The 22,429-nt window shown below is 71.4% G+C and carries 23 protein-coding genes; 9 read left to right on the top strand and 14 right to left on the bottom strand.

The window, feature by feature from the left end; genetic code table 11:
- The first annotated feature begins 163 nt into the window (after window positions 1-163).
- Window positions 164-457, top strand: coding sequence for a hypothetical protein (locus O3597_RS20860; RefSeq protein WP_164446083.1), 294 nt, complete (start codon window positions 164-166; stop codon window positions 455-457).
- 62 nt (window positions 458-519) lie between these two features.
- On the opposite strand, the gene O3597_RS20855 is transcribed toward O3597_RS20860, so the two are convergent.
- The 3 genes from O3597_RS20855 to O3597_RS20845 all read right to left on the bottom strand — a co-directional run bounded on the left by O3597_RS20855 (window position 520) and on the right by O3597_RS20845 (window position 3,778).
- Window positions 520-1,779: an acetyl-CoA C-acetyltransferase gene (locus O3597_RS20855; RefSeq protein ID WP_281602154.1), complete on the bottom strand. Its 1,260-nt coding sequence runs from the start codon at window positions 1,777-1,779 to the stop codon at window positions 520-522.
- Between the two features lie 90 nt (window positions 1,780-1,869).
- A complete protein-coding gene (locus O3597_RS20850) occupies window positions 1,870-2,673 on the bottom strand; it encodes an SGNH/GDSL hydrolase family protein (protein WP_281602153.1) in 804 nt (267 codons plus the stop codon).
- Between the two features lie 52 nt (window positions 2,674-2,725).
- Window positions 2,726-3,778, bottom strand: coding sequence for an SGNH/GDSL hydrolase family protein (locus tag O3597_RS20845; protein ID WP_164446081.1), 1,053 nt, complete (start codon window positions 3,776-3,778; stop codon window positions 2,726-2,728).
- A gap of 139 nt (window positions 3,779-3,917) precedes the next feature.
- On the opposite strand from O3597_RS20845, the gene O3597_RS20840 reads away from it, so the two are divergent.
- Window positions 3,918-4,274: a YkvA family protein gene (locus O3597_RS20840; protein WP_164446080.1), complete on the top strand. Its 357-nt coding sequence runs from the start codon at window positions 3,918-3,920 to the stop codon at window positions 4,272-4,274.
- A gap of 82 nt (window positions 4,275-4,356) precedes the next feature.
- Window positions 4,357-5,727, top strand: coding sequence for a cystathionine beta-synthase (locus O3597_RS20835; protein WP_281602152.1), 1,371 nt, complete (start codon window positions 4,357-4,359; stop codon window positions 5,725-5,727).
- A gap of 93 nt (window positions 5,728-5,820) precedes the next feature.
- Here the strand turns inward: O3597_RS20835 and O3597_RS20830 are convergent, their stop codons facing one another.
- From O3597_RS20830 to O3597_RS20790, 9 genes are all read right to left on the bottom strand, one after another.
- Window positions 5,821-6,330, bottom strand: a complete 510-nt coding sequence (locus O3597_RS20830; RefSeq protein WP_281602151.1) for a GNAT family N-acetyltransferase — start codon at window positions 6,328-6,330, stop codon at window positions 5,821-5,823.
- Entirely contained in the window at window positions 6,327-7,256 is a 930-nt protein-coding gene (locus O3597_RS20825; protein ID WP_281602150.1) for a ribonuclease Z, read from the bottom strand. Before O3597_RS20825 ends, O3597_RS20830 begins: the two co-directional genes overlap by 4 nt.
- A gap of 318 nt (window positions 7,257-7,574) precedes the next feature.
- On the bottom strand, window positions 7,575-8,768 hold the full coding sequence (locus O3597_RS20820) for an osmoprotectant NAGGN system M42 family peptidase (protein WP_281602149.1): 1,194 nt from the start codon (window positions 8,766-8,768) through the stop codon (window positions 7,575-7,577).
- Complete coding sequence (ngg, locus tag O3597_RS20815) at window positions 8,765-10,657, bottom strand: N-acetylglutaminylglutamine synthetase (protein ID WP_281602148.1); 1,893 nt, start codon at window positions 10,655-10,657, stop codon at window positions 8,765-8,767. Before ngg ends, O3597_RS20820 begins: the two co-directional genes overlap by 4 nt.
- A 2-nt stretch (window positions 10,658-10,659) precedes the next feature.
- Window positions 10,660-12,444 (bottom strand): N-acetylglutaminylglutamine amidotransferase, encoded by a 1,785-nt coding sequence (locus O3597_RS20810; protein WP_281602147.1) that lies wholly within the window; start codon window positions 12,442-12,444, stop codon window positions 10,660-10,662.
- 303 nt (window positions 12,445-12,747) lie between these two features.
- Window positions 12,748-13,410, bottom strand: a complete 663-nt coding sequence (gene msrA, locus O3597_RS20805; protein ID WP_164446071.1) for a peptide-methionine (S)-S-oxide reductase MsrA — start codon at window positions 13,408-13,410, stop codon at window positions 12,748-12,750.
- A 74-nt stretch (window positions 13,411-13,484) separates the two neighbouring features.
- The gene (locus O3597_RS20800) at window positions 13,485-13,901 is read right to left on the bottom strand and encodes an HIT family protein (protein WP_281602146.1); all 417 of its coding nucleotides are present in this window, start codon (window positions 13,899-13,901) and stop codon (window positions 13,485-13,487) included.
- A 40-nt stretch (window positions 13,902-13,941) separates the two neighbouring features.
- Entirely contained in the window at window positions 13,942-14,634 is a 693-nt protein-coding gene (locus tag O3597_RS20795; RefSeq protein WP_281602145.1) for a nucleotidyl transferase AbiEii/AbiGii toxin family protein, read from the bottom strand.
- A 2-nt stretch (window positions 14,635-14,636) separates the two neighbouring features.
- Window positions 14,637-14,963, bottom strand: a complete 327-nt coding sequence (locus tag O3597_RS20790; protein ID WP_164446068.1) for a hypothetical protein — start codon at window positions 14,961-14,963, stop codon at window positions 14,637-14,639.
- A gap of 76 nt (window positions 14,964-15,039) precedes the next feature.
- Here O3597_RS20790 and O3597_RS20785 point away from each other — a divergent pair, with 76 nt between their 5' ends.
- The 4 genes from O3597_RS20785 to ilvA are packed head-to-tail and all read left to right on the top strand — an operon-like array spanning window position 15,040 to window position 19,784.
- Window positions 15,040-16,182, top strand: coding sequence for a cystathionine gamma-synthase (locus tag O3597_RS20785; protein ID WP_164446067.1), 1,143 nt, complete (start codon window positions 15,040-15,042; stop codon window positions 16,180-16,182).
- A gap of 16 nt (window positions 16,183-16,198) precedes the next feature.
- Window positions 16,199-17,608: an amidase family protein gene (locus O3597_RS20780; RefSeq protein ID WP_164446066.1), complete on the top strand. Its 1,410-nt coding sequence runs from the start codon at window positions 16,199-16,201 to the stop codon at window positions 17,606-17,608.
- 44 nt (window positions 17,609-17,652) lie between these two features.
- On the top strand, window positions 17,653-18,561 hold the full coding sequence (locus O3597_RS20775) for a DUF4328 domain-containing protein (protein ID WP_281602144.1): 909 nt from the start codon (window positions 17,653-17,655) through the stop codon (window positions 18,559-18,561).
- Window positions 18,562-18,563: 2 nt separating this feature from the next.
- Window positions 18,564-19,784 carry a threonine ammonia-lyase gene (gene ilvA / locus O3597_RS20770; protein ID WP_281580106.1) on the top strand — a complete coding sequence of 407 codons (1,221 nt, stop codon included), beginning with the start codon at window positions 18,564-18,566 and terminating at the stop codon, window positions 19,782-19,784.
- A gap of 60 nt (window positions 19,785-19,844) precedes the next feature.
- On the opposite strand, the gene greA is transcribed toward ilvA, so the two are convergent.
- Both greA and O3597_RS20760 read right to left on the bottom strand, forming a co-directional pair.
- Window positions 19,845-20,342, bottom strand: a complete 498-nt coding sequence (gene greA / locus O3597_RS20765; RefSeq protein ID WP_164446063.1) for a transcription elongation factor GreA — start codon at window positions 20,340-20,342, stop codon at window positions 19,845-19,847.
- Between the two features lie 104 nt (window positions 20,343-20,446).
- Entirely contained in the window at window positions 20,447-20,881 is a 435-nt protein-coding gene (locus O3597_RS20760; RefSeq protein ID WP_164446062.1) for a DUF4307 domain-containing protein, read from the bottom strand.
- A gap of 220 nt (window positions 20,882-21,101) precedes the next feature.
- On the opposite strand from O3597_RS20760, the gene mca reads away from it, so the two are divergent.
- Both mca and O3597_RS20750 read left to right on the top strand, forming a co-directional pair.
- Window positions 21,102-21,983: a mycothiol conjugate amidase Mca gene (gene mca, locus O3597_RS20755; protein WP_281602143.1), complete on the top strand. Its 882-nt coding sequence runs from the start codon at window positions 21,102-21,104 to the stop codon at window positions 21,981-21,983.
- Window positions 21,984-22,031: 48 nt separating this feature from the next.
- A complete protein-coding gene (locus O3597_RS20750; protein ID WP_164446060.1) occupies window positions 22,032-22,328 on the top strand; it encodes a hypothetical protein in 297 nt (98 codons plus the stop codon).
- Window positions 22,329-22,429 lie beyond the last annotated feature (101 nt).

Raw genomic sequence — 22,429 nt, 5'->3', positions numbered from 1 at the left:
CGCTGCGCCGATCATGCAGTCGTGGCACCGGACAGGTCGGGCGTAAGCGGAGGAATCAACGACCACAACTGCGTGATCGGCGGTCGGTTGGGGGGTCGTGCGTAGAGTGCGGGGGGTGGCGGGTGTGGGTGGGAGTGAGTCAGAGGCGGAGGTTGTCCGGGGGGTGGAGTTGTTGGTGCGGCAGGTGAGCCACTGGCAGCAGCCCCGGTGGTCGGCCGCGGCATCGGTCGGCAACGTGTCCCGGGCGGATCTGGTGCACCGGCTGGTACAGGAGATCGCCAACCTTGCCGCGGACGCGGAAGGGCAGCCACGACGAGACGTACCCCGGCTCGACAACGACCTCGCCCTGCCCGACCAGCTCCGGGTGGTCGCCGCCGATCTCCTCGCGGCGCACCCGAGCGAGGAGGCCCTGGCCCGGGCCGCGACCGAAGTGACCGCGACCCGCACCGCGCTCTAGACCCGGCTTGACCGGGCCGACCATCCCGCGCCGACCACGCGGGCCGGGCCGTGGAAGCGATGTCAGCTCAGGCGCTCGATGACCATCGCCATGCCCTGCCCGCCACCGACGCACATGGTCTCCAGGCCGATGGTCCTGTCGTGCCATTGCAGGGCGTTGAGCAGCGTGCCGGTGATCCGGGCACCGGTCATTCCGAACGGGTGACCGACGGCGATCGCCCCGCCCATCACGTTCAGCTTCTCCTCGGGGATGCCGAGCTGGCGGTACGACGGGATCACCTGGGCGGCGAAGGCCTCGTTGATCTCGACCAGGTCGACGTTGTCGATGGTCATCCCGGCGCGTTCGAGTGCCTGCCGGCTCGCCTCCACCGGACCGAGGCCCATGATCTCCGGTGACAACGCGGTGACACCTGTGGAGACGATCCGCGCCAGCGGAGTCACGCCCAGTTCCTCGGCCCGCTGCGCGCTCATCACGACCACCGCGGCGGCCCCGTCGTTGAGCGGGCAGCAGTTGCCGGCGGTGATCCGGCCGTCCGGACGGAAGACCGGCTTCAGCTCGGCGACCGCCTCCAGGGTGACCCCGGCGCGGGGGCCGTCGTCGGTGCTGACCACCGTGCCGTCGGGCGTGGTGACCGGGGTGATCTCCCGGGCCCAGAACCCGTCGGCGATCGCCTTCTCGGCCAGGTTCTGGCTGCGTACGCCGAAGGCGTCCATCTCTGCGCGGCTCACGTCGTGGACCTGGGCGAGATTCTCGGCGGTCTGCCCCATGGCCAGGTACACGTCGGGCAGGGCGTCCTTCTCGCGCGGGTCGGTCCAGACCGGCGCGCCGGCCTCTGCACGGGCCTTGGACCGCTCACGTGCCGACGCGAAGCGGGGGTTCTCCCAGCCGCCGAGCAGGGCCTGAGCCTCGGGCGGCAGGCCGTCGGAGCTGCCGCGCGCGTACCGGGACACCATCTCGACCCCGGCGGAGACGAAGATGTCGCCCTCACCGGCCCGGATCGCGTGCATGGCCATCCGCGTCGTCTGCAACGAGGAGGCGCAGTAGCGGGTGAGGGTCGCGCCGGGCAGACCGTCGAGGCCCATCAGCACGGCCACCACGCGAGCCATGTTGAAGCCCTGTTCCCCGCCGGGCAGGCCGCACCCGAGGTAGAGGTCGTCTATCTGTCGCGGGTCGAGCTGCGGCACCTTGTCCAGGGCCGCCTGCACGATGGTGGCGGCCAGATCGTCCGGGCGGAGATCCCGTAGGGACCCCTTGTGGGCCCGGCCGATGGGGGATCGGGCGGTGGCGACGATGACGGCGTCGCGGGACGACTCAATCGGCATACGGTCACGTTAACTCGCCGGTAACTTGCGGCGGAAGTTTTCCGGGCGCCGGGAAATGTCACCCCCGCGCAACCCGGACGAGTAGACGGTTCAGTGGCGTGGGGTGACGGCCGCTGCGGCGACCACGGCGGGCAGCAGGGCGTGCGCCCAGACCCGGTAGCCGTCGGCGGAGGGGTGGTAGCCGTCGTGGCAGAAGGTGCCGGCGTCGGCCCGGAACACCGGTCCCGTCTCGGTGGCCAGATCGACAACCGTCCCGCCGGCGTCGAGCACCGCACCGGTCTGTGCCCGGGCGACGCGGCGCCCCAGCCAGCCGACGACCTGCCGCAGGGGCGCTGCGATCGCGCGTACCGCGCCGAGATCCGGGCAGGTGCCGACCACGACCTCGACACCGGCGTGCCGCAGCCGGTGCACGGCCGCGCCGAGGTAGGCGGCGGCCTCGGCCGGGCGGCGCATGCCGGTGACGTCGTTGGCTCCGACCAGGATGACCGCCACGTCCGGCCGCTCACCGAGCAGCGCCCGGGCCACCTGGGTGGCCAGGTCGGTCGAGCGGGAGCCGGAGACACCGACGCTGGACAGGTGAACCTGCCGCCCGCCCGGCCCCTCGGCGAGCAGCTCCGCCAACTGCCCGCCGATGGTGTCGCCGAGCCGGTCCACGCCGACGCCGAGGGCGGCGGAGTCACCGAGCAGCACCAGACGCAGCGGTGGGGCGCCGGCCCGACCGACGGTGGCCCGCAGCGCCAGGCCGAGTTCCGGCTGGGCGTAACGGCGGTTGCGCGCCACCACGGCCTCGCCGGCGAGCACCGCGGCTCCGCCGAGCGCGCCAGCGAGCAGGGAGAACGCGGCGGTACGGGCAACGCGCGCGGCGACCCGGTCGCCGGGAGGAAGACCGGTCATGGTGCCCGCCTCGGGCCGGCGCCGGAGCCGAGCCGGCCCCTGATCCGCTCGGTCATGAGAATCCTTCCACTGCGGGTGAGTCGACGGTGGGGGCGGACTGCGGTGTCGGACCGACACCGAAGAATGCCCGCCGACGCAGCTGCGCCCAACGGCCGGCCGGGCCGCTCTCGCTGCCGCGGACCTGCGTACCGCTGACCTCCGTCCCCGGATGCCGAGCCGCCTCCTGCGCGGCCTTCGGCAACGACCGTACGCCTTCGAGACGCGTTGGCGTAGGCCTGCGTTCGCCGCCGTGCCCCAGCGCGGAGAGCACCGTCGGCAACAGGGCGGCGGCAGCCGCCGCGTACCCCTCGGCGGAGGGGTGGAACCGGTCCCAGCCGAACATCCGCCCCGGCTCGGCGGTGAACCGGGGACCGAGCAGGTCGCCGAGCGAGACCGTCCAACCGCCGGCCGACACCACCGCGACCGTCTGCGCCGCGGCGAGTTGCCGGCTCCACCGGCGGGCCAACCAGCGCAGCGGCGGCTGGATGGGTCGGATCGCGCCCAGGTCGGGGCAGGTCCCGACGACCACCTCGGCGCCGCCCGCGCGCAGCGCCCGGACCCCCTCGACGAGGTAGCGCACGGCGAGGGCCGGCGGCGTGCGGTTGGTGACGTCGTTGCCGCCGATGAGGATGACCGCGACGTCGGGGTCGCACTCCAGGGCCGCCTCGACCTGGAACTTCAAGCCGGCCGAGATGGCACCCACCACCGCGAACCGGTGCAACCGGACGGGCCGCCGCAGGCGCCGGGACAGGCCGGTGGCCAACAACGCGCCCGGCGTCTCACGGCGCCGGTGCACCCCGTAACCGGCGGCCGACGAGTCGCCGAGAACGACCATGGTGATCGCGGGCCCGGGAAACTTCGGACCGTAGATGCCGTCGCAGCGTGGTGGCGGCGCCTCGGCCATCGGGATGGTGCGTCGGGCCTGCCGGGCCTGACCGAGGAGCACACCTGTCGTCGCCGCGGCGGCGGCCACCGTGGCGCCCGTGCCGATGGCCGCCAGCCGGGCCACCCGCAGGGTGCGCTGCCAGCGCGGACGATCCGGTACGACGGAACCAGCGACCCCCATACCGTGACATTAGCGCGCCCGTCTGACGCCCTGCTGTCATCGTTGCGGCGCTGCGGTGCCTGGAAATCGACCGTCCTGGGTACTTGGATGGACGGTGTTGCGGCGGGGCGTCACGCTGCACGTGGAGAGGAGCACGACGATGGCTAAGACGTTGAAGCGAGGTGCCGCGTTCGCGGCGCTGGCACGGGCGATGACGGCCGGCGCCCGGGGCGGGCCGTCGCTCGGCGCCCGGATCGGGGCGCTGCCCAGGATGATCGCGGCCACCGCCCGGGGCCAGTACGACGGCGGGCTGCGGCTGGCCATGATGACCGCCGCCACGGCGTACATCGTCTCGCCGATCGACGCGGTCCCGGAAATGTTCCTCACCGTGTTCGGGCTGATCGACGACGCGGTGATGGTCACCTGGCTGGCCGGTGCGGTGCTCGCCGAGACCGAGCGCTTCCTGGAGTGGGAGGCACGTCGCAGCAACGTGGTCCCGGGCCACGTGGTGCGCTGACCGACGTACCCTGGGCGGGAATTCCACCTGGTTCACCCGCCCGGCCTGGCGTGCCGGTGCCGGAGCGAAAGGGCACAACGAGGTGCAGTACTACGACAACGTCGTCGAAATGATCGGCAACACGCCGCTGGTACGGCTACGCAACGTCGCCGAGGGCATCCGGGCGACGGTGCTGGCGAAGGTGGAGTACCTCAACCCCGGCGGGTCGGTGAAGGACCGGATCGCGCTGCGCATGGTGGAGGACGCCGAGGCGGCGGGGATTCTCCGGCCGGGCGGCACCATCGTCGAGCCGACAAGCGGCAACACCGGCGTCGGGCTGGCCCTGGTGGCCCAGCTCCGGGGCTACCGCTGTGTGTTCGTCTGCCCCGACAAGGTCAGTCAGGACAAGCAGGACGTGCTGCGGGCGTACGGCGCCGAGGTGGTGGTCTGCCCGACGGCCGTCGCCCCGGAGGACCCTCGCTCGTACTACAACGTCTCCGACCGGCTGGCCCGGGAGATCCCCGGCGCGTGGAAGCCCAACCAGTACGCCAACCCGGCGAACCCACGCTCGCACTACGAGACGACCGGCCCGGAGCTGTGGAAGCAGACCGAGGGACGGATCACCCACTTCGTGGCCGGGGTGGGCACCGGTGGCACCATCTCCGGCATCGGGCGCTACCTGAAGGAGGCCTCCAGCGGCGCCGTCAAGATCATCGGTGCCGACCCGGAGGGCTCGGTCTACTCCGGCGGCACCGGTCGGCCGTACCTGGTCGAGGGGGTCGGCGAGGACTTCTGGCCGGAGACGTACGACCGGAGCGTGGCCGACCAGATCATCGAGGTCTCGGACAAGCAGTCCTTCGAGATGACCCGGCGGCTGGCCCGCGAGGAGGGCCTGCTCGTCGGTGGCTCCTGCGGCATGGCGGCGGTCGCGGCGTTGGAGGTGGCGCGCACCGCCGGCCCGGACGACGTGGTCGTGGTGCTGCTGCCGGACGGCGGCCGGGGCTATCTCTCCAAGATCTTCAACGACGCCTGGATGGCGCGTTACGGCTTCCTCGACGCCTCCGGTTCGGAACCCACCGTCTCGCAGGCCCTGGCCGGCAAGCCGGGCGGCCTGCCCGAACTGGTCCACGTGCACCCGACCGAGACGGTTCGCGACGCCATCGACTACATGCGCGAGTACGGCGTCTCGCAGTTGCCGGTGCTCAAGGCCGAGCCGCCGGTGGTGACCGGCGAGGTGGCCGGCTCGATCGCCGAGAAGGATCTGCTCGACGCGCTCTTCACCGGTCAGGCGCACCTGCACGACACCATCGAGCGGCACATGGGCCCGCCGCTGCCGATGATCGGCGGCGGCCAGCCGGTGAGCGAGGCGGTGAACCTCCTGGAGAAGTCCGACGCCGCCCTGGTCCTGATCGACGGCAAACCCAAGGGCGTCCTCACCCGCCAGGACCTCCTGGCCCACCTCGGCGCCCGCTGACCCGACCCCCCACAGCAGTGTTGACCATGAGGTTAGCGGCAGTCTTCGATCTCCACGATGCCGCTAACCTCATGATCAACGGGGGGAGGGGAGTCAGAGGGGGCGGGTGTAGCGGAGTTGGGGGGTGAGTGCGGTGCCGATCGTCTCGTCGCGTTGTTGGCCGGTGGGGTGCCAGCCGCCGCGCTCGTAGAAGTGGCGGGCGTGGGTGTTGTCGCGTAGTACCCAGAGGACCGCGCGCCGCCAGCCGCGCGCCCGCATGTTGGTCAGGGCGTCGAGCATCAGCGCCCGGCCGACGCCGCGACCGCGTTCGGTCGGCTCCAGGTGGATGGCGTTGAGCAGGCCGGTCGCCGGGTCGCCCGCGTCGTCGGGGCCGAAATAGCTGAAGCCGGCCAGCACGCTGTCCCGTTCGGCCACCGTCATCAGATGGTCCGCCCGCTCCCAGGTCCATCGGTGCACCCAGTACTCACCCATCGCCTCCGGCGTCGGGTCGGCGAGCGCCTCCGCCGGCAGGAACGAGGAGTACGCGGCGACCCGGGAACGTTGGTGCAGGGCGCCCACCGGCAGGAGATCGGCCGACTCTGCCGGACGCAGCGTGACGCTCACCCCGCCGAGAGTACCCGCCGGGGTGGCACCTGAACCGTGGTCAGATCTGCGGCGATCACCAGGTCTCCGTCGAAGTGCCGGCGGGCCTCGTCGGCGAAGCGGGCCGGATCGGCGTACCGCTGGGAGAAGTGGGTGAGCACGAGTCGGCGTACCCCCGACTCGGCCGCCACCCGCGCCGCCTGACCGGCGGTGAGGTGCCCGACCTCGGCGGCGAGCGCGGCCTCCGACTCCAGGAACGTCGACTCGATGACCAGCAGGTCGGCGTGCTCAGCCAGCGCGTACACCCCGTCGCAGAGGCCGGTGTCCATCACGAAGGCGAACCGTTGCCCCGGCCGTGGCGTGCTCACCTCGTCCCGGGTGACGCGGCGCCCGTCGAGGTCGAGGTGGCCGACGCGGTGCAGCTCACCGACCGCCGGCCCGGCGATGCCGTACGCGGCCAGCTTCTCCGGCAGCATCCGGCACCCGTCCGGCTCCACCAGCCGATAGCCGTACGTCTCGACGGGGTGCCGCAGCCGACGCGCCTCCAGCGTCCCGCAGCGCAGCGCGACCCGTTGCCCGTCCGCCTCGATCGGCACCACGGCCAGTTCGGCGGTCTCGTGGAAGGAACTGGCGTGCCGCAGCCGGGCGAAGTAGTCGGCACCGCCGGCCGGGAAGTGCACCGCCACCGGATGCGGCACCCGGTCCAGGGACAGGCGCTGGATGGTGCCGGGCAGGCCGAGGCAGTGGTCGCCGTGGAAGTGGGTGACGCAGATCCGGGTCAGGTCGCTGGCGGTGACGCCGGTGTGCAGCAGTTGCCGCTGGCTGCCCTCGCCGGGGTCGAAGAGAATCACCTCGTCGTCCCACCGCAGCACGTACCCGTTGTGGTTGCGGGTCCGGGTGGGCGCCTGGCTCGCCGTGCCGAGCACCACCAGCTCGCGCATGGACACGGCCGCCTCCGGTACGGAATGAAGCGACCCCCGGGGCTTCCGCGCTGACGCGCGGGCCGACTGGACTGGGCCGGCACCCCGGGGGTCGGGTGGCTGTCGTGGTTTCGCCGCACCGCTGCCACACGGTCTCGACGACTCTTACCGTGCCCGTCCCGGGGGACAGGCTGTCACTGTCGAGGACAGCGGCTAGCGGACAGCCACCTCACGAGTCCGATTGCTATACAAGTCTGGACCACCTCCTTTCCCGTGTACCGCCACGCTATCCAGCCGGCGGCCCACCGGCAACGGATTTCGATCACACTGCCGTCGCCGCTCCGGTCAGGCGGTCTGGGCGATGCCGATCGGGCCCTCGCGCGGGCCGTCGGCGTTGGCCGGCTGCACCGCCAGCGACGGGAAGTCGGCCAGGTCGCCCTCCGGCTCGGCGTCCCATTCGGGAAACACCAGGTCGCTCTGGAGGTACAGGCAGATCAACTGGGCCAGGTGACGGAGCCCTTCCAGGTGGGTGCGCTCGTGACCGTGGGTGGCGTCGACACCGAAGCCGAGCAGCGCCACCCGGGCGTGCGCCCCGGCCTCCACCGCCGCCGCCACGTCGGAGCGGTAGTAGTCGAAGACGTCCCGCACGAGATCCACGTCGTGCTCCCGGGCGATCGACGCCAGGTTGCGGGTGAGGTGGTAGTCGAACGGGCCCACGCCGTCGCCCATCGCCAGGGTGGCGGAATGCTCGCGGGACTGCTGACCGGGGGCGACCACCGCCGCGTCCACCGAGACGATCTCGGCCACGTCGGGGTCGAGGCCGTGGGACGCGCCGTGGCCGATCTCCTCGGTCACGGTGACCAGCAGATGCGCGGTCACGGCCGGCTTCACTCCGGCGTCGACCATCGCCTTCAGGGCGGCGAGCACCGCGGCCACGCCGGCCTTGTCGTCCAGGTGGCGGGACTTGACGTACCCGCTGGGCGTGACCGTCGGGTTGGGCAGGAACGCCACGAAGTCGCCCGCGTCGACGCCGAGCGCCCGCAGCCCGGCGATGTCCTCCACCGGCTCGTCGACGCGTACCTCCACCTGCTCCCAGCCGAAGCCCTGCAGGTCGACGCCCTCGTTGTAGCGGTGGCCGCTGGCCTTGAGCGGCAGCACCTGACCGGTGACCACCCGGTCCAGGTCGTCGGTGAAGATCCGTACGTGCGCGCCCTCGGCGAACCGGGCGCTGTGCGTCCCGATCGGCTTCAGCTCCAGCCGGCCGTTCTCCTTCAGCCGTTTGACCATTCCGCCGATGGTGTCGGTGTGCACCACGATCGCCCGGTCCGCGCCGGTCTCGCGGGGTCCGGGCAGGCAGGCGCTCAGCGCGCCCCGGCGGGTGAGCGTCGACGGGATGCCGAGCGCGTACAGGCGTTCACCCACGTACTGCTGCACGTGGTCGGTGCGCCCCGAGGGGCTCGGTATGTCGAGCAGCTCGACCAGCACCTGACGGAGGTAGTCCAGGTCGATGGGGAGCGGAGTGGTCTTGCGTACGGTCATGCCCCAGATGGTGCCGCACCCGCCGGCGTCCACAGCTTCTGCGGTGCCCGAGTCCCGGGAAAGAGCAGATCCACGAAGCGTTCGGCGGTGGGCTGCGGCTCGTGGTTGGCCAGCCCGGGCCGCTCGTTGGCCTCGATGAAGACGTGCTCGGGTCGGTCCGGCGCCGGTACCAGCAGGTCGAGCCCGGTGACCGGGATGTCGATGGCGCGGCTGGCGGCGACGCACGCCTCGGCGATCAGCGGGTGCAGCTCGCCGGTCACGTCGTGGATGGTGCCGCCGGTGTGCAGGTTCGCGGTGCGCCGCACGGCGAGCATCTGCCCCTCCGGCAGCACGTCGTGCAGCTGGTAGCCGGCCTCGGTGACCACGTCCCGGGTCATGTCGTCAAGCGGGATGCGGGACTCGCCTCCCGTGGCGGCGGCCCGGCGGCGACTCTGCCGCTCGATCAGCTCGGCGATGTCGTGCACGCCGTCGCCGGTGATCGAGGCTGGCCGGCGGACGGCGGCGGCCACCACGTCGTGATCGATCATGACGACCCGCAGGTCCTCACCGGAGCACAGCTCCTCCAGCAGCACCTCCGGGCAGAACCGGGCGGCCAGCTCCACGGCGGCGGCCAGCGCCTCGGGGGTGCGTACCCCGACGGTGATGCCGTTGCCCTGCTCGCCCCGGGCCGGCTTGACCACCACCTGGCCCACCTCGGCCAGGAACTCCGCGTCGGCGGCGTCGCCGGTGGCGGTGCGCCCGCGCGGCACCGACAGGCCGGCCTCGGTCAGGATCCGTCGGGTGACCCGCTTGTCGTCGCAGCGGCTCATCGCCACCGCCGAGGTCAGCTCGGACAGCGACTCCCGGGTGAGGATCGTCCGACCGCCACTGGTCAGCCGCAGCTCGCCCCACTCCGGGTCGGTCACCTCCACCCGGATGCCACGCCGCATCGCCTCGTCGGCGACGATCCGGGCGTACGGGTTGAGCCCGTCGTACCCGACCGGCATGGCCGGCAGGAACAACCGCTCGTTGATCGGGTTCTTCCGCTTCACGCAGAGCGTGGCGGTGCGGTAGAAACCGAGCCGCTCGTAGAGCCGGATCGCCCCGGCGTTCTCGGCGAGCACGGACAGGTCGACGTACGCGCGACCCCGGGCGACCAGCCGGCTGGCCAGCTCGGTGATCAGTGCCTGCCCGGTGCCGGGCGGGGCCTGGTTGAAGTCGACGGTCAGGCACCACAGGCTGGCGCCGTTGTCCGGGTCGTCGAAGACCGCCACATGGTCGATGCCGGTGATGGTGCCGACGATCTCGCCGGTGACCGCCTCGGCCACCAGGTGCAGGAACCGGTCGGTCGCGGCGTTGTCGACAAGCACGTCGACCGGGGCGGTGACCATGCCGTTGGCCGCGTAGATCCGGTTGACCGCGTCCGCGTCGGCGGCGTCGCGCAACCGGCGGATGCGTACCCCGGGCAGTTCGTTGCGGCCGTCGAGCGGTGCCGGCGTCTCGGCGGTGCCGGCCTCCTCGGTCGTCCCGGCACCGGGACGGGGCCCGCGACGGTCCCCGCCGAGCGGCAGCCGGAAGGTCAGCGACGGGTCGATGAACAGCTCGTCGGGCAGCCGGGAGACCAGCACGTGCGGATCCCGCAGGTAGATGCAGATGTCCCGGGCTCCGGCCGCCTCGGAGCGCAGCACGTCGGCGACCGCGGACTGGTTGGCGAACGTCTGGCCGAAGACCAGCCGCCCCCAACCGCAGTCGAGGATGACGTCCGCACCGGTGCTCGGGCGCTCGTCGGCGGTCGGGTCGGCACCGCCGGTGGCGATCGGATCACCGCCCGGCCCGACCCGCTCGTACCGTCTGCCCGCGCCGCGGCCCCGGTCGGTCCGGGCTACGCCGGTGGCCAGGGTGTCGGTCACGCTCAGTCGATTCCGTGGCTCTGGAGCCACATTTCCAGGAGTCCGAGTTGCCACAGCTTGTTTCCGTTCAACGGGGTCAGTTCGGCGTTGGGCGCGTCGAGCAGGGCGTTGACGTAATCGGTGCGGAACAGGTCGCGGCGGCGGGCCTCGGGAGCGGACAGCGCGTCGCGTACCCGGTCGAGGAGCTTGCCCTCCAGGTGCGTCAGGCCCGGCACCGGGAAGTAACCCTTGGGCCGGTCGATGACCTCGTGCGGCAGCACACGACGGCCGATCTCCTTCAGCACACCCTTACCGCCCTGCGCCAGCTTCAACTCCGGCGGGCAGGCGGCGGCCAGTTCCACGAACTCGTGATCCAGGAACGGCACCCGGGCCTCCAGCCCGTGCGCCATGGTCATGTTGTCGACCCGCTTGACCGGGTCGTCGGTGAGCATGATCTGCGTGTCGATGCGCAGGCCGGCGTCGACCGCGGTCTGCGCGCCCGGCCGCGCCAGGTGCGCGGCGACGAACTCCCGCGCCGGATCGCCGTCGGCGAGCCAGTCGGGGTTGAGCACCCGGGCCAGGCCGGCGCCGTCGCGGTCGAAGAAGGCCCGGGCGTACGTGTCGAGGGCCTGTTCCCGACCGACCTGCGCCAGTGGCGGGTACCAGTGGTAGCCGCCCAGGATCTCGTCGGCACCCTGGCCGGACTGCACCACCTTGACGTGCCGCGACACCTCCTGGCTGAGCAGGTAGAAGGCGACACAGTCGTGGCTGACCATGGGTTCGCTCATGGCCGCGACGGCCGCCTCCAGCGGCGGGACCAGATCCTGGGCGGCGACCCGGATCTGGTGGTGGTCGGTGTCGAAGGTCTTGGCGACCACGTCGGAGTAGCGGAACTCGTCGCCCTCACGGCCGCCGACGGCGTCGAAGCCGATGGAGAAGGTGGACAGCCCGCGTTGCCCCTCCCCGGCCAGCAGGGCGACCACCAGGCTGGAGTCCAGGCCACCGGAGAGCAGCACGCCGACCGGTACGTCGGCGACCATCCGCCGACGTACGGCGGTGGTGAGTGACTCGTGCAGCGCGTCCTGCCAGTCCCGCTCGGACCAGCCGGCGTGCTCGTCGCGGCGGAGGAACGGTGGATCCCAGTAGACCCGCTCGTGGCTGCGGCCGTCGGCCTCGTAGACCCGCACGGTGGCCGGTGGCAGCTTGGTGACCCCGCGCAGGATGGTGCGCGGCGGCGGCACGATGCTGTGGAAGCTGAGGTAGTGGCCCAGGGCGACCGGGTCGATGCCGGTGTCCACCCCGCCGCCGGCCAGCAGCGCCGGCAGGGTACTGGCGAAGCGCACCACGCCGGCGGACTCGGCGAGGTAGAGCGGCTTGATGCCGAGCCGGTCCCGGGCCAGCACCAGACGGCCGGTGTCCCGTTCGCTGATCGCCACGGCGAACATGCCGATCAGGTGGTCGACGAAGTCCAGCCCCCATTCGGCGTACGCCTTGACGACGACCTCGCTGTCCCCGGTGGAGAAGAAGTGGTGGCCCTTGGCCTGCAGCTCGGCACGCAGCTCGCGGTAGTTGTAGATGCAGCCGTTGAAGACGCCGGCCAGACCGGCGGCGGAGTCGACGATCGGCTGGCCGCTGGCCGCCGACAGGTCGATGATTTTCAGGCGCCGGTGGCCGAGGGCGACCGCCCCCTGTGACCACACCCCGCTGTCGTCCGGCCCCCGATCGCACATGGTGGCGGCCATTCGTTCCACCGCTGCGACGTTGGCACGCGTCGCGTCCCGTCGGAACTCCCCAGCCAGTCCGCACATGTGTGCCCATGCTGCCAGAGGATGTTGCGATTAGCCTGTTGAGACCATGACGGTCGTGTAACAGCATTGCTAGAATCCGCGCCCCGCGATCAAGCAGGTGACATCCCACGCCGAGTGTTGGGTCGTTTCCTACCTACCTCGTGACACTTGCGGCCTTTGCGAAGCGGCGCCGGGTGTGACGAATGCCGCAATACGTGTGGCATGGGCGTGACCACGGGGTCGGTGGTCCCGCACACGCGACGGCAGCCGGCCCGCCGACTTCGGCGGGCCGGCTGCCAAGGGCGCTTGGGCGCGTTGCCCTGCTCAGCCTGCGGTACGGGCCACGCCGACCGGGCAGCTCAGCCCGTTCGGACCGTGGTTGCAGTAGCCGTTGGGGTTCTTGGTCGGCGCGAGGTACTGCTGGTGGTAGTCCTCGGCCAGGTAGTAGTCGCCGAGTCGGGCGATCTCCGTGGTGATCTCGCCCTTGCCGGCCCGGGCCACGATCGGCGCGAACGCCTCTCGGGACGCCTCGGCGATCGCCAGTTGCTCGTCCGTGCTGGCGTAGATCGCGGACCGGTACTGGGTGCCCACGTCGTTGCCCTGGCGCATGCCCTGGGTCGGGTCGTGGTTCTCCCAGAAGACCTTCAGCAGGTCCTCATAGCTGATCTTCGTTGGGTCGTACACCACCTCGACCACCTCGGCGTGCCCGGTCATCCCGGAGCAGACCTCCTCGTAGGTCGGGTTGGGGCTGTAACCACCCGCGTACCCCGCGGAGGTGGTGAAGACGCCGGGCAGCGTCCAGAACAGGCGCTCGGCTCCCCAGAAACACCCCATACCGAACACGGCGACCTGGTAGCCCTCGGGGAACGGGCCCTTCAGCGGGGTCCCGAGCACCTCGTGCCGGTCGGCCACCGGCATCGCGATGGGACGGCCGGGCAGGGCCCGGTCAGGTGAGATCATCTCGGCCTTCATGCGGCGGAGGAACACGGTGGAACTCCTTTCGTACCCTTCCCCGCGTGCAACACCGGCGGACCCCGCTTCCTTACCCGCGTCGTGCGCCGTCAGGCCGCCAGCGCCGCCCGGACACGGCCCGCGTACGAGGTGGCCTCGGCGTCGTCGGCGTAGCGGGTACGCGGCCAGAAGAAGCCACGCAGCCCGTCGCCCTTGGTCCTGGGCACCACATGGGTGTGCAGGTGCGGCACCGACTGGGACACCCGGTTGTTCATCGCCACGAACGTGCCGCCCGCGCCGAGACCGGACTCGACCGCCACGGCGATCCGCCGCACCAACCCGAAGTAGCCGGGCAGCGACTCCGGCGGCAGGTCGGCGAGGGTGACCAGATGGGTGCGCGGCACCACCAGCACATGCCCCTTGAACACCGGCCGGGTGTCGAGGAACGCCACCCCGTCCGGCTCGTCGGTCACCTGGAACGCCGGCACCGCACCGGCCACGATCCCGCAGAACACACACCCCGCCATCCGGCCAGGTTAAGCCGGACCGGGTGCCGCCGCCCGCTCGTCACAAGCGGTCGAGGTACGCGTCCCATTCCTCGCCGACGACCGGGACCGGACCGGTCTCTCCGTTCGCCAGCCGGGACCGGATGTCCGCCTCCCAGCCGAGAGCCCAGCCATGTAGCTCGACGATCCTCGGGTCCGTCAGCCCGTACGCGGTGAACGTCTCGTCGTCCAGCTCACCGATGGCGCCGAGCCGGTCAGCCAACTCCTCCAACGAGAATCCGACCGTGTGTCGGGCACCCAGGGACTCCAGGTCGGGCCGAGGGAGCCGGTCGTTGGCGGCGTGGATGTCAATGTAGTCACGGTGCGCAGCGCGTTCGTGAAGCGCTCGCATCTTCAGGCCCACAGCGTCGTCGAAGGCGAGAACGGGCCCAAGGTTGAGCGCGGCGGGTGGCCCGATCGCCTCTTTCAACAGGTCAACCTCGCAGGCTTGGCCCGTGGCGGTGACCATCAACCGTGCCATCCGTGCGGTCGCCTCGATGATGCGGGCGTCGAATCCGGCTGCGACGTACGCATCGACAAGGCGCGCGGCCACGGCCGGTAGCGGAAGGGTGGTGGCTGTCGCGAAGTCGATGTCCCGGGACGGTCGTTTGACGAGATCGTGGGCGGCGAGGGCGTAGCCGCCAGCCAGGACGAGCCCGAGGTCGTCGCCAGCAGTGAAGCCGACGCGCAGCAGTCGAAGGTGTAGTTCATCCACACTCAGGAAACGAGTTCGGGAAGCCGACGTTCCCAGATCGCCACGAGACGCCTTGACGTGAGCCGCCTGATGCGGGGCCAGTCGTTACGGAGCAGCGTCGCGTTGACGTAGCGGACGATATCGTCCCGTTGGCCGCAGTCGAGCAACGTCCGGTACAGAGTCAGTCGTTGCCGCGGATCGGCGATGTCGAACTCGGTGAGACCCGACCAGGCCAAGCGCAGGGGCAGTACGACGTGGCCACACTCCGGCCCGGTGAGCTGGTCCAGTGACGTCGGGATGCGGTCGGCCGCGCCGGCCAGGCGAGACGCCAGCGTTTCCGTCGGACTCATCGGCCCAGTATGACCCAGCCGGCCGGCAGGGTGGGTTTCATACGGTGGGACGGGCGGGAGGACTAACGTCTGCGGAATGACCCATGGCTTCGAGACGCTCGCCATCCATGCCGGCCAGGACCCCGAGGCCCGCACCGGCGCGGTGATCCCACCGATCTACCAGACCAGCACGTACGCCCAGGACGCGGTTGGCGCGCCACGGCTCGGCTACGAGTACAGCCGCTCCGGCAATCCGACGCGGGACGCGCTCCAGGAGTGCCTGGCCGCGCTGGAGGCCGGCCAGGTCGGCCTGGCTTTCGCCAGCGGTCTCGCCGCCGAGGACACGTTGCTGCGTACCGTGTGTGGTCCGGGCGACCACGTGGTGATCCCCGATGACGCGTACGGCGGCACGTATCGGCTCTTCGCCAAGGTCGCCGAGCGGTGGGGTCTGGCGTACACCCCGGCCCGGGTCTCCGACGCGGACGCCGTGCGGGCCGCGATCCGGCCCGGCGTCACGAAGGTGGTCTGGGTGGAGACCCCGACCAACCCGCTGCTCGGCATCGCCGACATCGCCACCCTGGCCGCCGTGGCGCACGACGCCGGGGCGTTGCTGGTGGTCGACAACACGTTCGCCTCGCCGTACCTGCAACAGCCGATCACGCTCGGCGCGGACGTGGTCGTGCACTCGACCACCAAGTACGTCGGCGGGCACTCCGACGTGGTCGGTGGCGCGCTGGTGGCGGCCGACGCCGACCTCGGCGAGCAACTGCGCTACCACCAGAACGCGATGGGCGCGATCAACGGTCCGTTCGACGCGTGGCTGACCCTGCGCGGTATCAAGACCCTCGGGGTACGCATGGACCGGCACTGCGACAACGCCGAACGGATCGTGGCGTACCTGGACGGGCATGCCAAGGTCGGTCAGGTGCTCTATCCGGGTCTGCCCACGCACCCAGGGCACGAGGTGGCGGCGAAGCAGATGCGCCGGTTCGGCGGCATGATCTCCTTCCGCGCGGCCGGGGGTGAGGAGCACGCTGTCGAGATCTGCAACCGGGCCCGGCTCTTCGTGCTCGCCGAGTCCCTCGGTGGGGTGGAATCCCTGATCGAACACCCCGGTCGGATGACACACGCGAGTGCTGCCGGCTCGCCGCTTGAAGTTCCCTCCGATCTCGTGCGACTGTCTGTCGGCATCGAGACGGTCGAAGACCTGCTCGCCGATCTGGAGCAGGCGCTGGGCTGACCGCTGGCTTGGGAGGGTGGCCGTGCAGGACATCATGCCGACCTGGGTCGGGGCGACCGCCAAACAGATCGCCCGGGGGGTACGCCGGGGAGACGTCTCCGCCACCCAGGTGCTTGCCGACCACCTTGACCACGTCGCCAAGACCGACGTCGACCTCGCCGCGTTCCGCGCGGTACGCGGCGGGGAGGCGGTCACCGAGGCGGAGAAGGTCGACGAGCAGGAGGACCTGGCGAACCTCCCGCTGGCCGGGGTGCCGGTCGCGGTCAAGGAGAACACCCCGGTGGCCGGTGTGCCCACCTGGAACGGTTCCGCCGCCGTCCGTACCCCCGTGGCGGAGGCCGACCACGAGGTGGTTCGCCGACTGCGCGGAGCCGGCGCGGTGATCCTCGGCGTCACCCGGATGCCCGAGCTGGGCCTGTGGGGCAGCACCGACGACGAGACCGCCGTCACCCGCAACCCGTGGGACCTGTCCCGCACCCCGGGCGGCTCCTCCGGTGGTGCGGCCGCGGCCGTGGCTGCCGGACTGGTGCCGATCGCCCACGGCAACGACGGTCTCGGCTCGATCCGGATCCCGGCCGCCTGCTGCGGGCTGGTCGGCCTGAAACCCGGTCGCGGGGTGGTGCCCTGTCAGCTCGGCGCGGAGGACTGGTTCGGCCTGACCGAGCACGGCATGCTCAGCACCACCGTCGCCGACGCGGCGGTCGGTTTCCAGGTGCTCGCCGGCCGTGCCCAGAGCAAGCTCGTACCACCGCAGCGGCTGCGGGTCGGGGTGTCGCTGCGATCGCCCGTGCGGGGCGTCTCACCCGATGCGCCGAACCGGGACGCGGTCGCCGCCGCCGGTCGGCTGCTCGCCGGTGCCGGGCACGACACGGTACCGGCCGACCCGGTGTACCCGACGTCGCTGGGCCTGAAGGGCGTCGCCACCTGGTTCGCCGCCGCCGCAGCCGACGTGCGTGACGCCGGGGTCGACCGACGGGCCCTGCAACGCCGCAGCCGCCGGCACGTCACCCTCGGCGAGTGGGCCTGGCGGCGCGGGTACGTCCGGGAGGCCGACCGGTCGGCCTGGCGCGAGCGGTCGATCGGCTTCTTCACCGACCACTCGGTGGACCTGCTGCTCACCCCGGCGCTGGCCAGCGCGCCGCCGCCGGCGGCAAGCTGGTCGACCCGCTCCTGGCAGGCCAACATGCTGGCCAGCATCCGGTACGCGCCCTACGCCGCGCCGTGGAACATCGCCGGCCTGCCCGCCCTGGTGGTGCCGGTGGGCCGCCGCCCGGACGGGCTGCCGCTCGCCGTGCAACTTGTCGGACCACCCGGCTCGGAACTGCTGCTGCTCGGCGTCGCCGGTCAGTTCGAGATGGCGAACCCGTGGCCTCGGCACGCACCCGGATACCCGCACGTCGGAACGGGCTGGCCAGCCAACGCTTGATCATCTAGGCTCCCCGGCACCGCGACAGGGGAGGACCGCCGAGCATGCTCTGCCACACCTGCGACACCGAGACCGACGTACGCACCAGAGAATGCCCGACCTGCCGCACGCCGGTCGGTGCGCCGGCCCTGCACCCGGGTGCCCGGGTGCGACCGGTCCGGGGCGTCGGTCGGGCCGCCTCGGTCGCCGTCGCCGCGACCACCGCGTTCCTGTTGTTGACGGTGGCCGTCCAGCCGGTGAACGCGCTGCTCGCCGAGCGGGCGGCCGACACCCGCGACAGCGAGACGTTCCTGCTCACCGCGGGGGTGCTGGAACTGGCGGCGGCACTGCTCTACCAGGTCGCGTTCCTGGTCGCGATCGTGCTCGTGATCGTCTGGACCTGGCGGGCCCGGACGAACCTGGACGCCTTTCCGGGCGCCGGGCCCACCAACTCCGACGGGTGGGCGATCGCCGGATGGCTGGTGCCGTTCGTCAACTTCGTGATGCCGCACCGGGTGGTGGGCAACATCGCCCGGGAGAGTCTCTGGCGGCTGAGTACCCCGGTACTCGTGCACGTGTGGTGGGGCAGTTGGCTGGTGTTCCTCTTCGCGGAACGGATGTTCGCGCGCTCCGCCGCCGCCGAGTACGAGGCGTTGCCGTACCCGCAGACCTCGTCCGACTTCCAGGCGTACGCCGACCACTATCTGACGGCCACCGGTGAGTACCTGGTGCCCGCGATCTTCTGCACGGTGGCGGGAGGTTCGTTGATCGTGCTGATCCAGAGCATCTCCGCTGCCCAGACCGCCCGAATCGCACGGTCGATGCCCGCCGGCCCGATCCTGCCCGGCATGACGATGGCCGCATCGCCGGATCCGGCCCGGGCCGTGCCGTTACCGGTACCGCCCAACGGTCCGCTGCCGGCTGTTCCGGGTCGGGCGTCGCCGACGCCGGACGGGGCGGGTGGCACGATCTAGGCATGACGGAACTGGTCAGCCTGGACGAGGTGCGCGCCGCCCGGGACCTGCTCGACGGGGTCGTCCGTACCACTCCGCTGGAGCCGTCCCGCCCGCTCAGTGCCGCGCTCGGCGGGCCGGTCTGGCTCAAGTGTGAGAATCTCCAGCGGGCGGGGTCCTACAAGGTGCGCGGCGCGTACGTGCGGATCTCGCGGCTGTCGGCGCAGGAGCGTGCCCGGGGTGTGGTCGCGGCCAGCGCCGGCAACCACGCACAGGGGGTGGCGCTCGCCGCCGGCCTGGTCGGCACCCACGCCACTGTCTTCATGCCGGTGAACGCGCCACTGCCGAAGGTGGCGGCCACGAAGGGATACGGCGCCCAGGTCGAGCTGATCGGTGCCACGGTCGACGAGTCTCTGGTCGCGGCGCAGACGTTCGCCGAGCGCACCGGAGCAGTGCTGATCCATCCGTTCGACCACCGGGACGTCATCGCCGGGCAGGGCACGGTGGCGCTGGAGATCCTGGAGCAGTGCCCGCAGGTGACCACGATCGTCACCGGTGTCGGCGGGGGAGGACTGATCTCCGGGCTGGCGGTTGCCGCCAAGGCGCTCCGGCCGGAGGTTCGGGTGATCGGGGTGCAGGCGGCCGGTGCGGCGGCCTTCCCGCCGTCACTTGTCGCGGGCGAGCCGGTCCGGCTGCCGGCCTTCACCACCATCGCGGACGGCATCGCGGTCGGTCGGCCGGGCGACGTCACCTTCAGCCACGTACGCAAGCTTGTCGACGACATGGTCACCGTCTCCGAGGAGGACATCTCCCGGGCGCTGCTGATGCTGCTCGAACGCGGCAAGCAGGTGGTGGAGCCGGCCGGGGCGGTTGGCGTGGCCGCCCTGCTGGCCGGTGCTGTCGAGGTGACCGCGCCGGCGGTGGTGGTGCTCTCCGGTGGCAACATCGACCCGCTGCTGATGTTGCGCGTGATCGAGCACGGACTGGCGGCGGCAGGTCGCTACCTGCGGGTGACGGTGCGCTGCTCGGACCGGCCCGGACAGCTGGCCTCGCTGTTGAGCGAGATCGCCGAGCACCGGGCGAACGTGGTGGACGTGGTGCACCAGCGGGCCAACCCGCACCTACGCCTCGGCGAGGTGGAGGTGGCGTTGTCGGTGGAGACCCGTGGCGTCGAACACTCCGACATGCTGATCAGCGCCCTGCGGGCCAGTGGCTACCAGGTGACCATCGCACCAGAGGCGTGACGCGGTGGCGTCACGCCTCTGGACGATCGGATTGCCGGCCCGGCCGGCGGATGACGACGGTCAGCCGGAGAACGGCTCGAAGCTGACCACGGTCACCTTGATGTCGGCGCCGCTCGGAGCGGTGTAGGTGCAGGCCTGGCCGGCCTTGCCGCCCAGGATCGCCTGGCCGAGGGCCGACTCGGGGCTGTAGACCGTCAGGTCCGTGGTCGAGGCGATCTCACGCGAGCCGAGCAGGAACGTCTCTGTGTCGTCGGCGTCGTCGTCGAAGTAGATCGTCACGACCATCCCGGGCGCCACGGCGTCGACGGTCGGCGCCTCGCCGACCTGGGCCGTGCGGAGCAGCTCCTTCAGGTAGAGGATGCGCCCCTCGGCCTTGCCCTGCTCCTCGCGGGCGGCGTGGTAGCCGCCGTTCTCGCGCAGGTCGCCTTCCTCACGCCGGGCGTTGATCTCGGCGGCGATGACCGGCCGGTTGGCGATCAACTCGTCGAGCTCGCCCTTCAGACGGTCGTACGCGTCCTGGGACAGCCAGGTGGCGGGCGCCTCGTTGCCATTGGACACAGGCGGTCCTCCTCGGTTGTGCGTGCTGGCTGACAGGTGAACCTCCAAGTTACCAGTGCCCTACGACAAGGAGTGTCGGCGATCACGCCGGGCGTCGTCGATCCTCAGACGGGTGGCCGGCAGCGGACGACCTCACCGATGAACGGCCGCGCCGTGGTCGCGAGGCGGTGCCGGACGGTGACGTGAGGCTGCCCGGCGACGGCGGTCACCGGCACCTCCTCGCGGGCCACCTCGGCACCGGCATGGTCCCGGGCGCGCAGCACGCACACCGCCGAGCCACCGTCCGGCAGGTTCACCCGGAAGTCGACCACCACCTGGTCGTCCGTGATGTCGCCGTAGCTGATCACCTGGGCGTCGTACGCCGGATCGCCGTACTGCCGGTAGAGCCGGACCGAGACGACGGTGAGCGTCGCGACCACGACGACGGCGAGCAGCGCGGCCAGCACCGGGCGGCGGCGCCGCGGCGCGCGGCGGCGGCCGTATCGGCCGGCTGGGAAAACCGGCGCGTCCGGTCCAAGTGTGGCGTGCGTCTCGGTCACCGTCGGGTATCTCCCTGGCGTTGTTGTCAGCGGTATCGGCAAGAATGGCAGAGTCCGCCATTCCTGTTCGACTCGGTCGCCAGATCTGGCTCAGCGTCGCGTACGGCTGGGGTCAAATATGACAGGCCGGCGCGGTCCGGTGCCGCTACGGGGAGGAATCCGGCAGGTCAACGGGGGCCCGGGGTGGGTCGCCGGTGGGCAGAGACGAGGAGCGCCGACCTTGGCAGAGCAACTTCGACTCATGGCCGTTCACGCGCACCCCGACGACGAGTCGAGCAAGGGCGCCGCGACGATGGCGAAGTACGTCGCCGAGGGGGTGGACGTGCTGGTCGTGACGTGTACGGGCGGTGAGCGGGGCAGCGTGCTCAACCCCAAGCTCGACCGTCCCGACGTCTGGGCGAACATCGCCGAGATCCGTCGCGCCGAGATGGACGCGGCCCGGGCGATCCTCGGCATCGAGCAGGCATGGCTGGGTTTCGTCGACTCCGGTCTGCCCGAGGGCGATCCGTTGCCGCCGCTACCCGAGGGTTGTTTCGCCCTCCAGGACGTGGACGTGGCCGCCGGCCCGCTGGTGCGGCTGACGCGTGAGTTCCGTCCGCACGTGGTCACCACCTACGACGAGGAGGGTGGCTACCCGCACCCGGACCACATCATGTGCCACAAGGTCAGCGTGGCGGCCTTCGACGCGGCCGGCGATGCCGAGCGCTACCCGGAACTGGGCGCGCCGTGGCAGCCGCTCAAGCTCTACTACGACATCGGCTTCTCGAAGGGCAAGATCCTGGCGTTGCACGAGGCCGTGCTCGCGACCGGTGCCGAGTCGCCGTACGCGGAGTGGCTGACCCGCTGGGAGGACCGGCCGGACAAGGGGCCCCGGATCACCACCCGGGTGCCCTGCGCCGAGTACTTCCCGGTGCGCGACGACGCCCTGCGGGCGCACGCCACCCAGGTGGATCCGGACGGCTTCTGGTTCCAGGTGCCGATGGAGTTGCAGCAGCGCGCCTGGCCGACGGAGGATTTCGAGCTGGTCCGGTCGTCGGTCGACAGCCCGATGCCGGAGTCGGACCTGTTCGCTGGCGTACGAGGTACGGCCCATGCCCGCTGAGCGGGCGGCGGGCTACCCTGGTCGCACACCGCGACCCGGAGGAATCCCATGCTGACCGCTGCTCAGGTGCTCGCCCAGAACAACTTCGGGGACACCCGCACCGGTGGCCTCGCCGGGCCGATGGGCTTGTTCCTCATCCTCGTCCTCGGTGCCGCCACCGTGCTGCTGATCCGGAACATGAACGCCCGCCTGCGCCGGCTTCCGGACCGGTTCCCGACCGAGGGGCCGACGGCACCCGGCACGGAGTCGATGGACCGCTCGGTCGATGATCCGACAGGTGGGATCGTGACGGAGGATTCATCCACGGATGCTCCCAACGGGCGCAAGCAGCGCCGCGACGGCTGATCGGAGCATGATTCACGTCGAACCGGATGGTCGACCCCTGTTGCGACCATCGGGTTTGGCTTAGCCTTCCGCCGGGGGGACCAGAAGTCCTCAAGCTGCGC

It is taken from the genome of Verrucosispora sp. WMMA2044, assembly GCF_027497155.1.
Lineage (GTDB): Bacteria > Actinomycetota > Actinomycetes > Mycobacteriales > Micromonosporaceae > Micromonospora > Micromonospora palythoicola.
The sequence above is the reverse complement of the archived record's forward strand: the minus strand, read 5'-3'. Positions and strand labels throughout refer to the sequence as shown.

What these genes read in the sequence shown, in the direction of transcription:
- O3597_RS20855 (WP_281602154.1), bottom strand. Translation starts at nt 1,779, where the DNA reads ATGCCGATTGAGTCGTCCCGCGACGCCGTCATCGTCGCCACCGCCCGA.
- O3597_RS20850 (WP_281602153.1), bottom strand. Translation starts at nt 2,673, where the DNA reads ATGACCGGTCTTCCTCCCGGCGACCGGGTCGCCGCGCGCGTTGCCCGT.
- O3597_RS20845 (WP_164446081.1), bottom strand. Translation starts at nt 3,778, where the DNA reads ATGGGGGTCGCTGGTTCCGTCGTACCGGATCGTCCGCGCTGGCAGCGC.
- O3597_RS20840 (WP_164446080.1), top strand. Translation starts at nt 3,918, where the DNA reads ATGGCTAAGACGTTGAAGCGAGGTGCCGCGTTCGCGGCGCTGGCACGG.
- O3597_RS20820 (WP_281602149.1), bottom strand. Translation starts at nt 8,768, where the DNA reads ATGACCGTACGCAAGACCACTCCGCTCCCCATCGACCTGGACTACCTC.
- O3597_RS20810 (WP_281602147.1), bottom strand. Translation starts at nt 12,444, where the DNA reads ATGTGCGGACTGGCTGGGGAGTTCCGACGGGACGCGACGCGTGCCAAC.
- O3597_RS20800 (WP_281602146.1), bottom strand. Translation starts at nt 13,901, where the DNA reads ATGGCGGGGTGTGTGTTCTGCGGGATCGTGGCCGGTGCGGTGCCGGCG.
- O3597_RS20790 (WP_164446068.1), bottom strand. Translation starts at nt 14,963, where the DNA reads ATGAGTCCGACGGAAACGCTGGCGTCTCGCCTGGCCGGCGCGGCCGAC.
- O3597_RS20785 (WP_164446067.1), top strand. Translation starts at nt 15,040, where the DNA reads ATGACCCATGGCTTCGAGACGCTCGCCATCCATGCCGGCCAGGACCCC.
- O3597_RS20775 (WP_281602144.1), top strand. Translation starts at nt 17,653, where the DNA reads ATGCTCTGCCACACCTGCGACACCGAGACCGACGTACGCACCAGAGAA.
- ilvA (WP_281580106.1), top strand. Translation starts at nt 18,564, where the DNA reads ATGACGGAACTGGTCAGCCTGGACGAGGTGCGCGCCGCCCGGGACCTG.
- O3597_RS20750 (WP_164446060.1), top strand. Translation starts at nt 22,032, where the DNA reads ATGCTGACCGCTGCTCAGGTGCTCGCCCAGAACAACTTCGGGGACACC.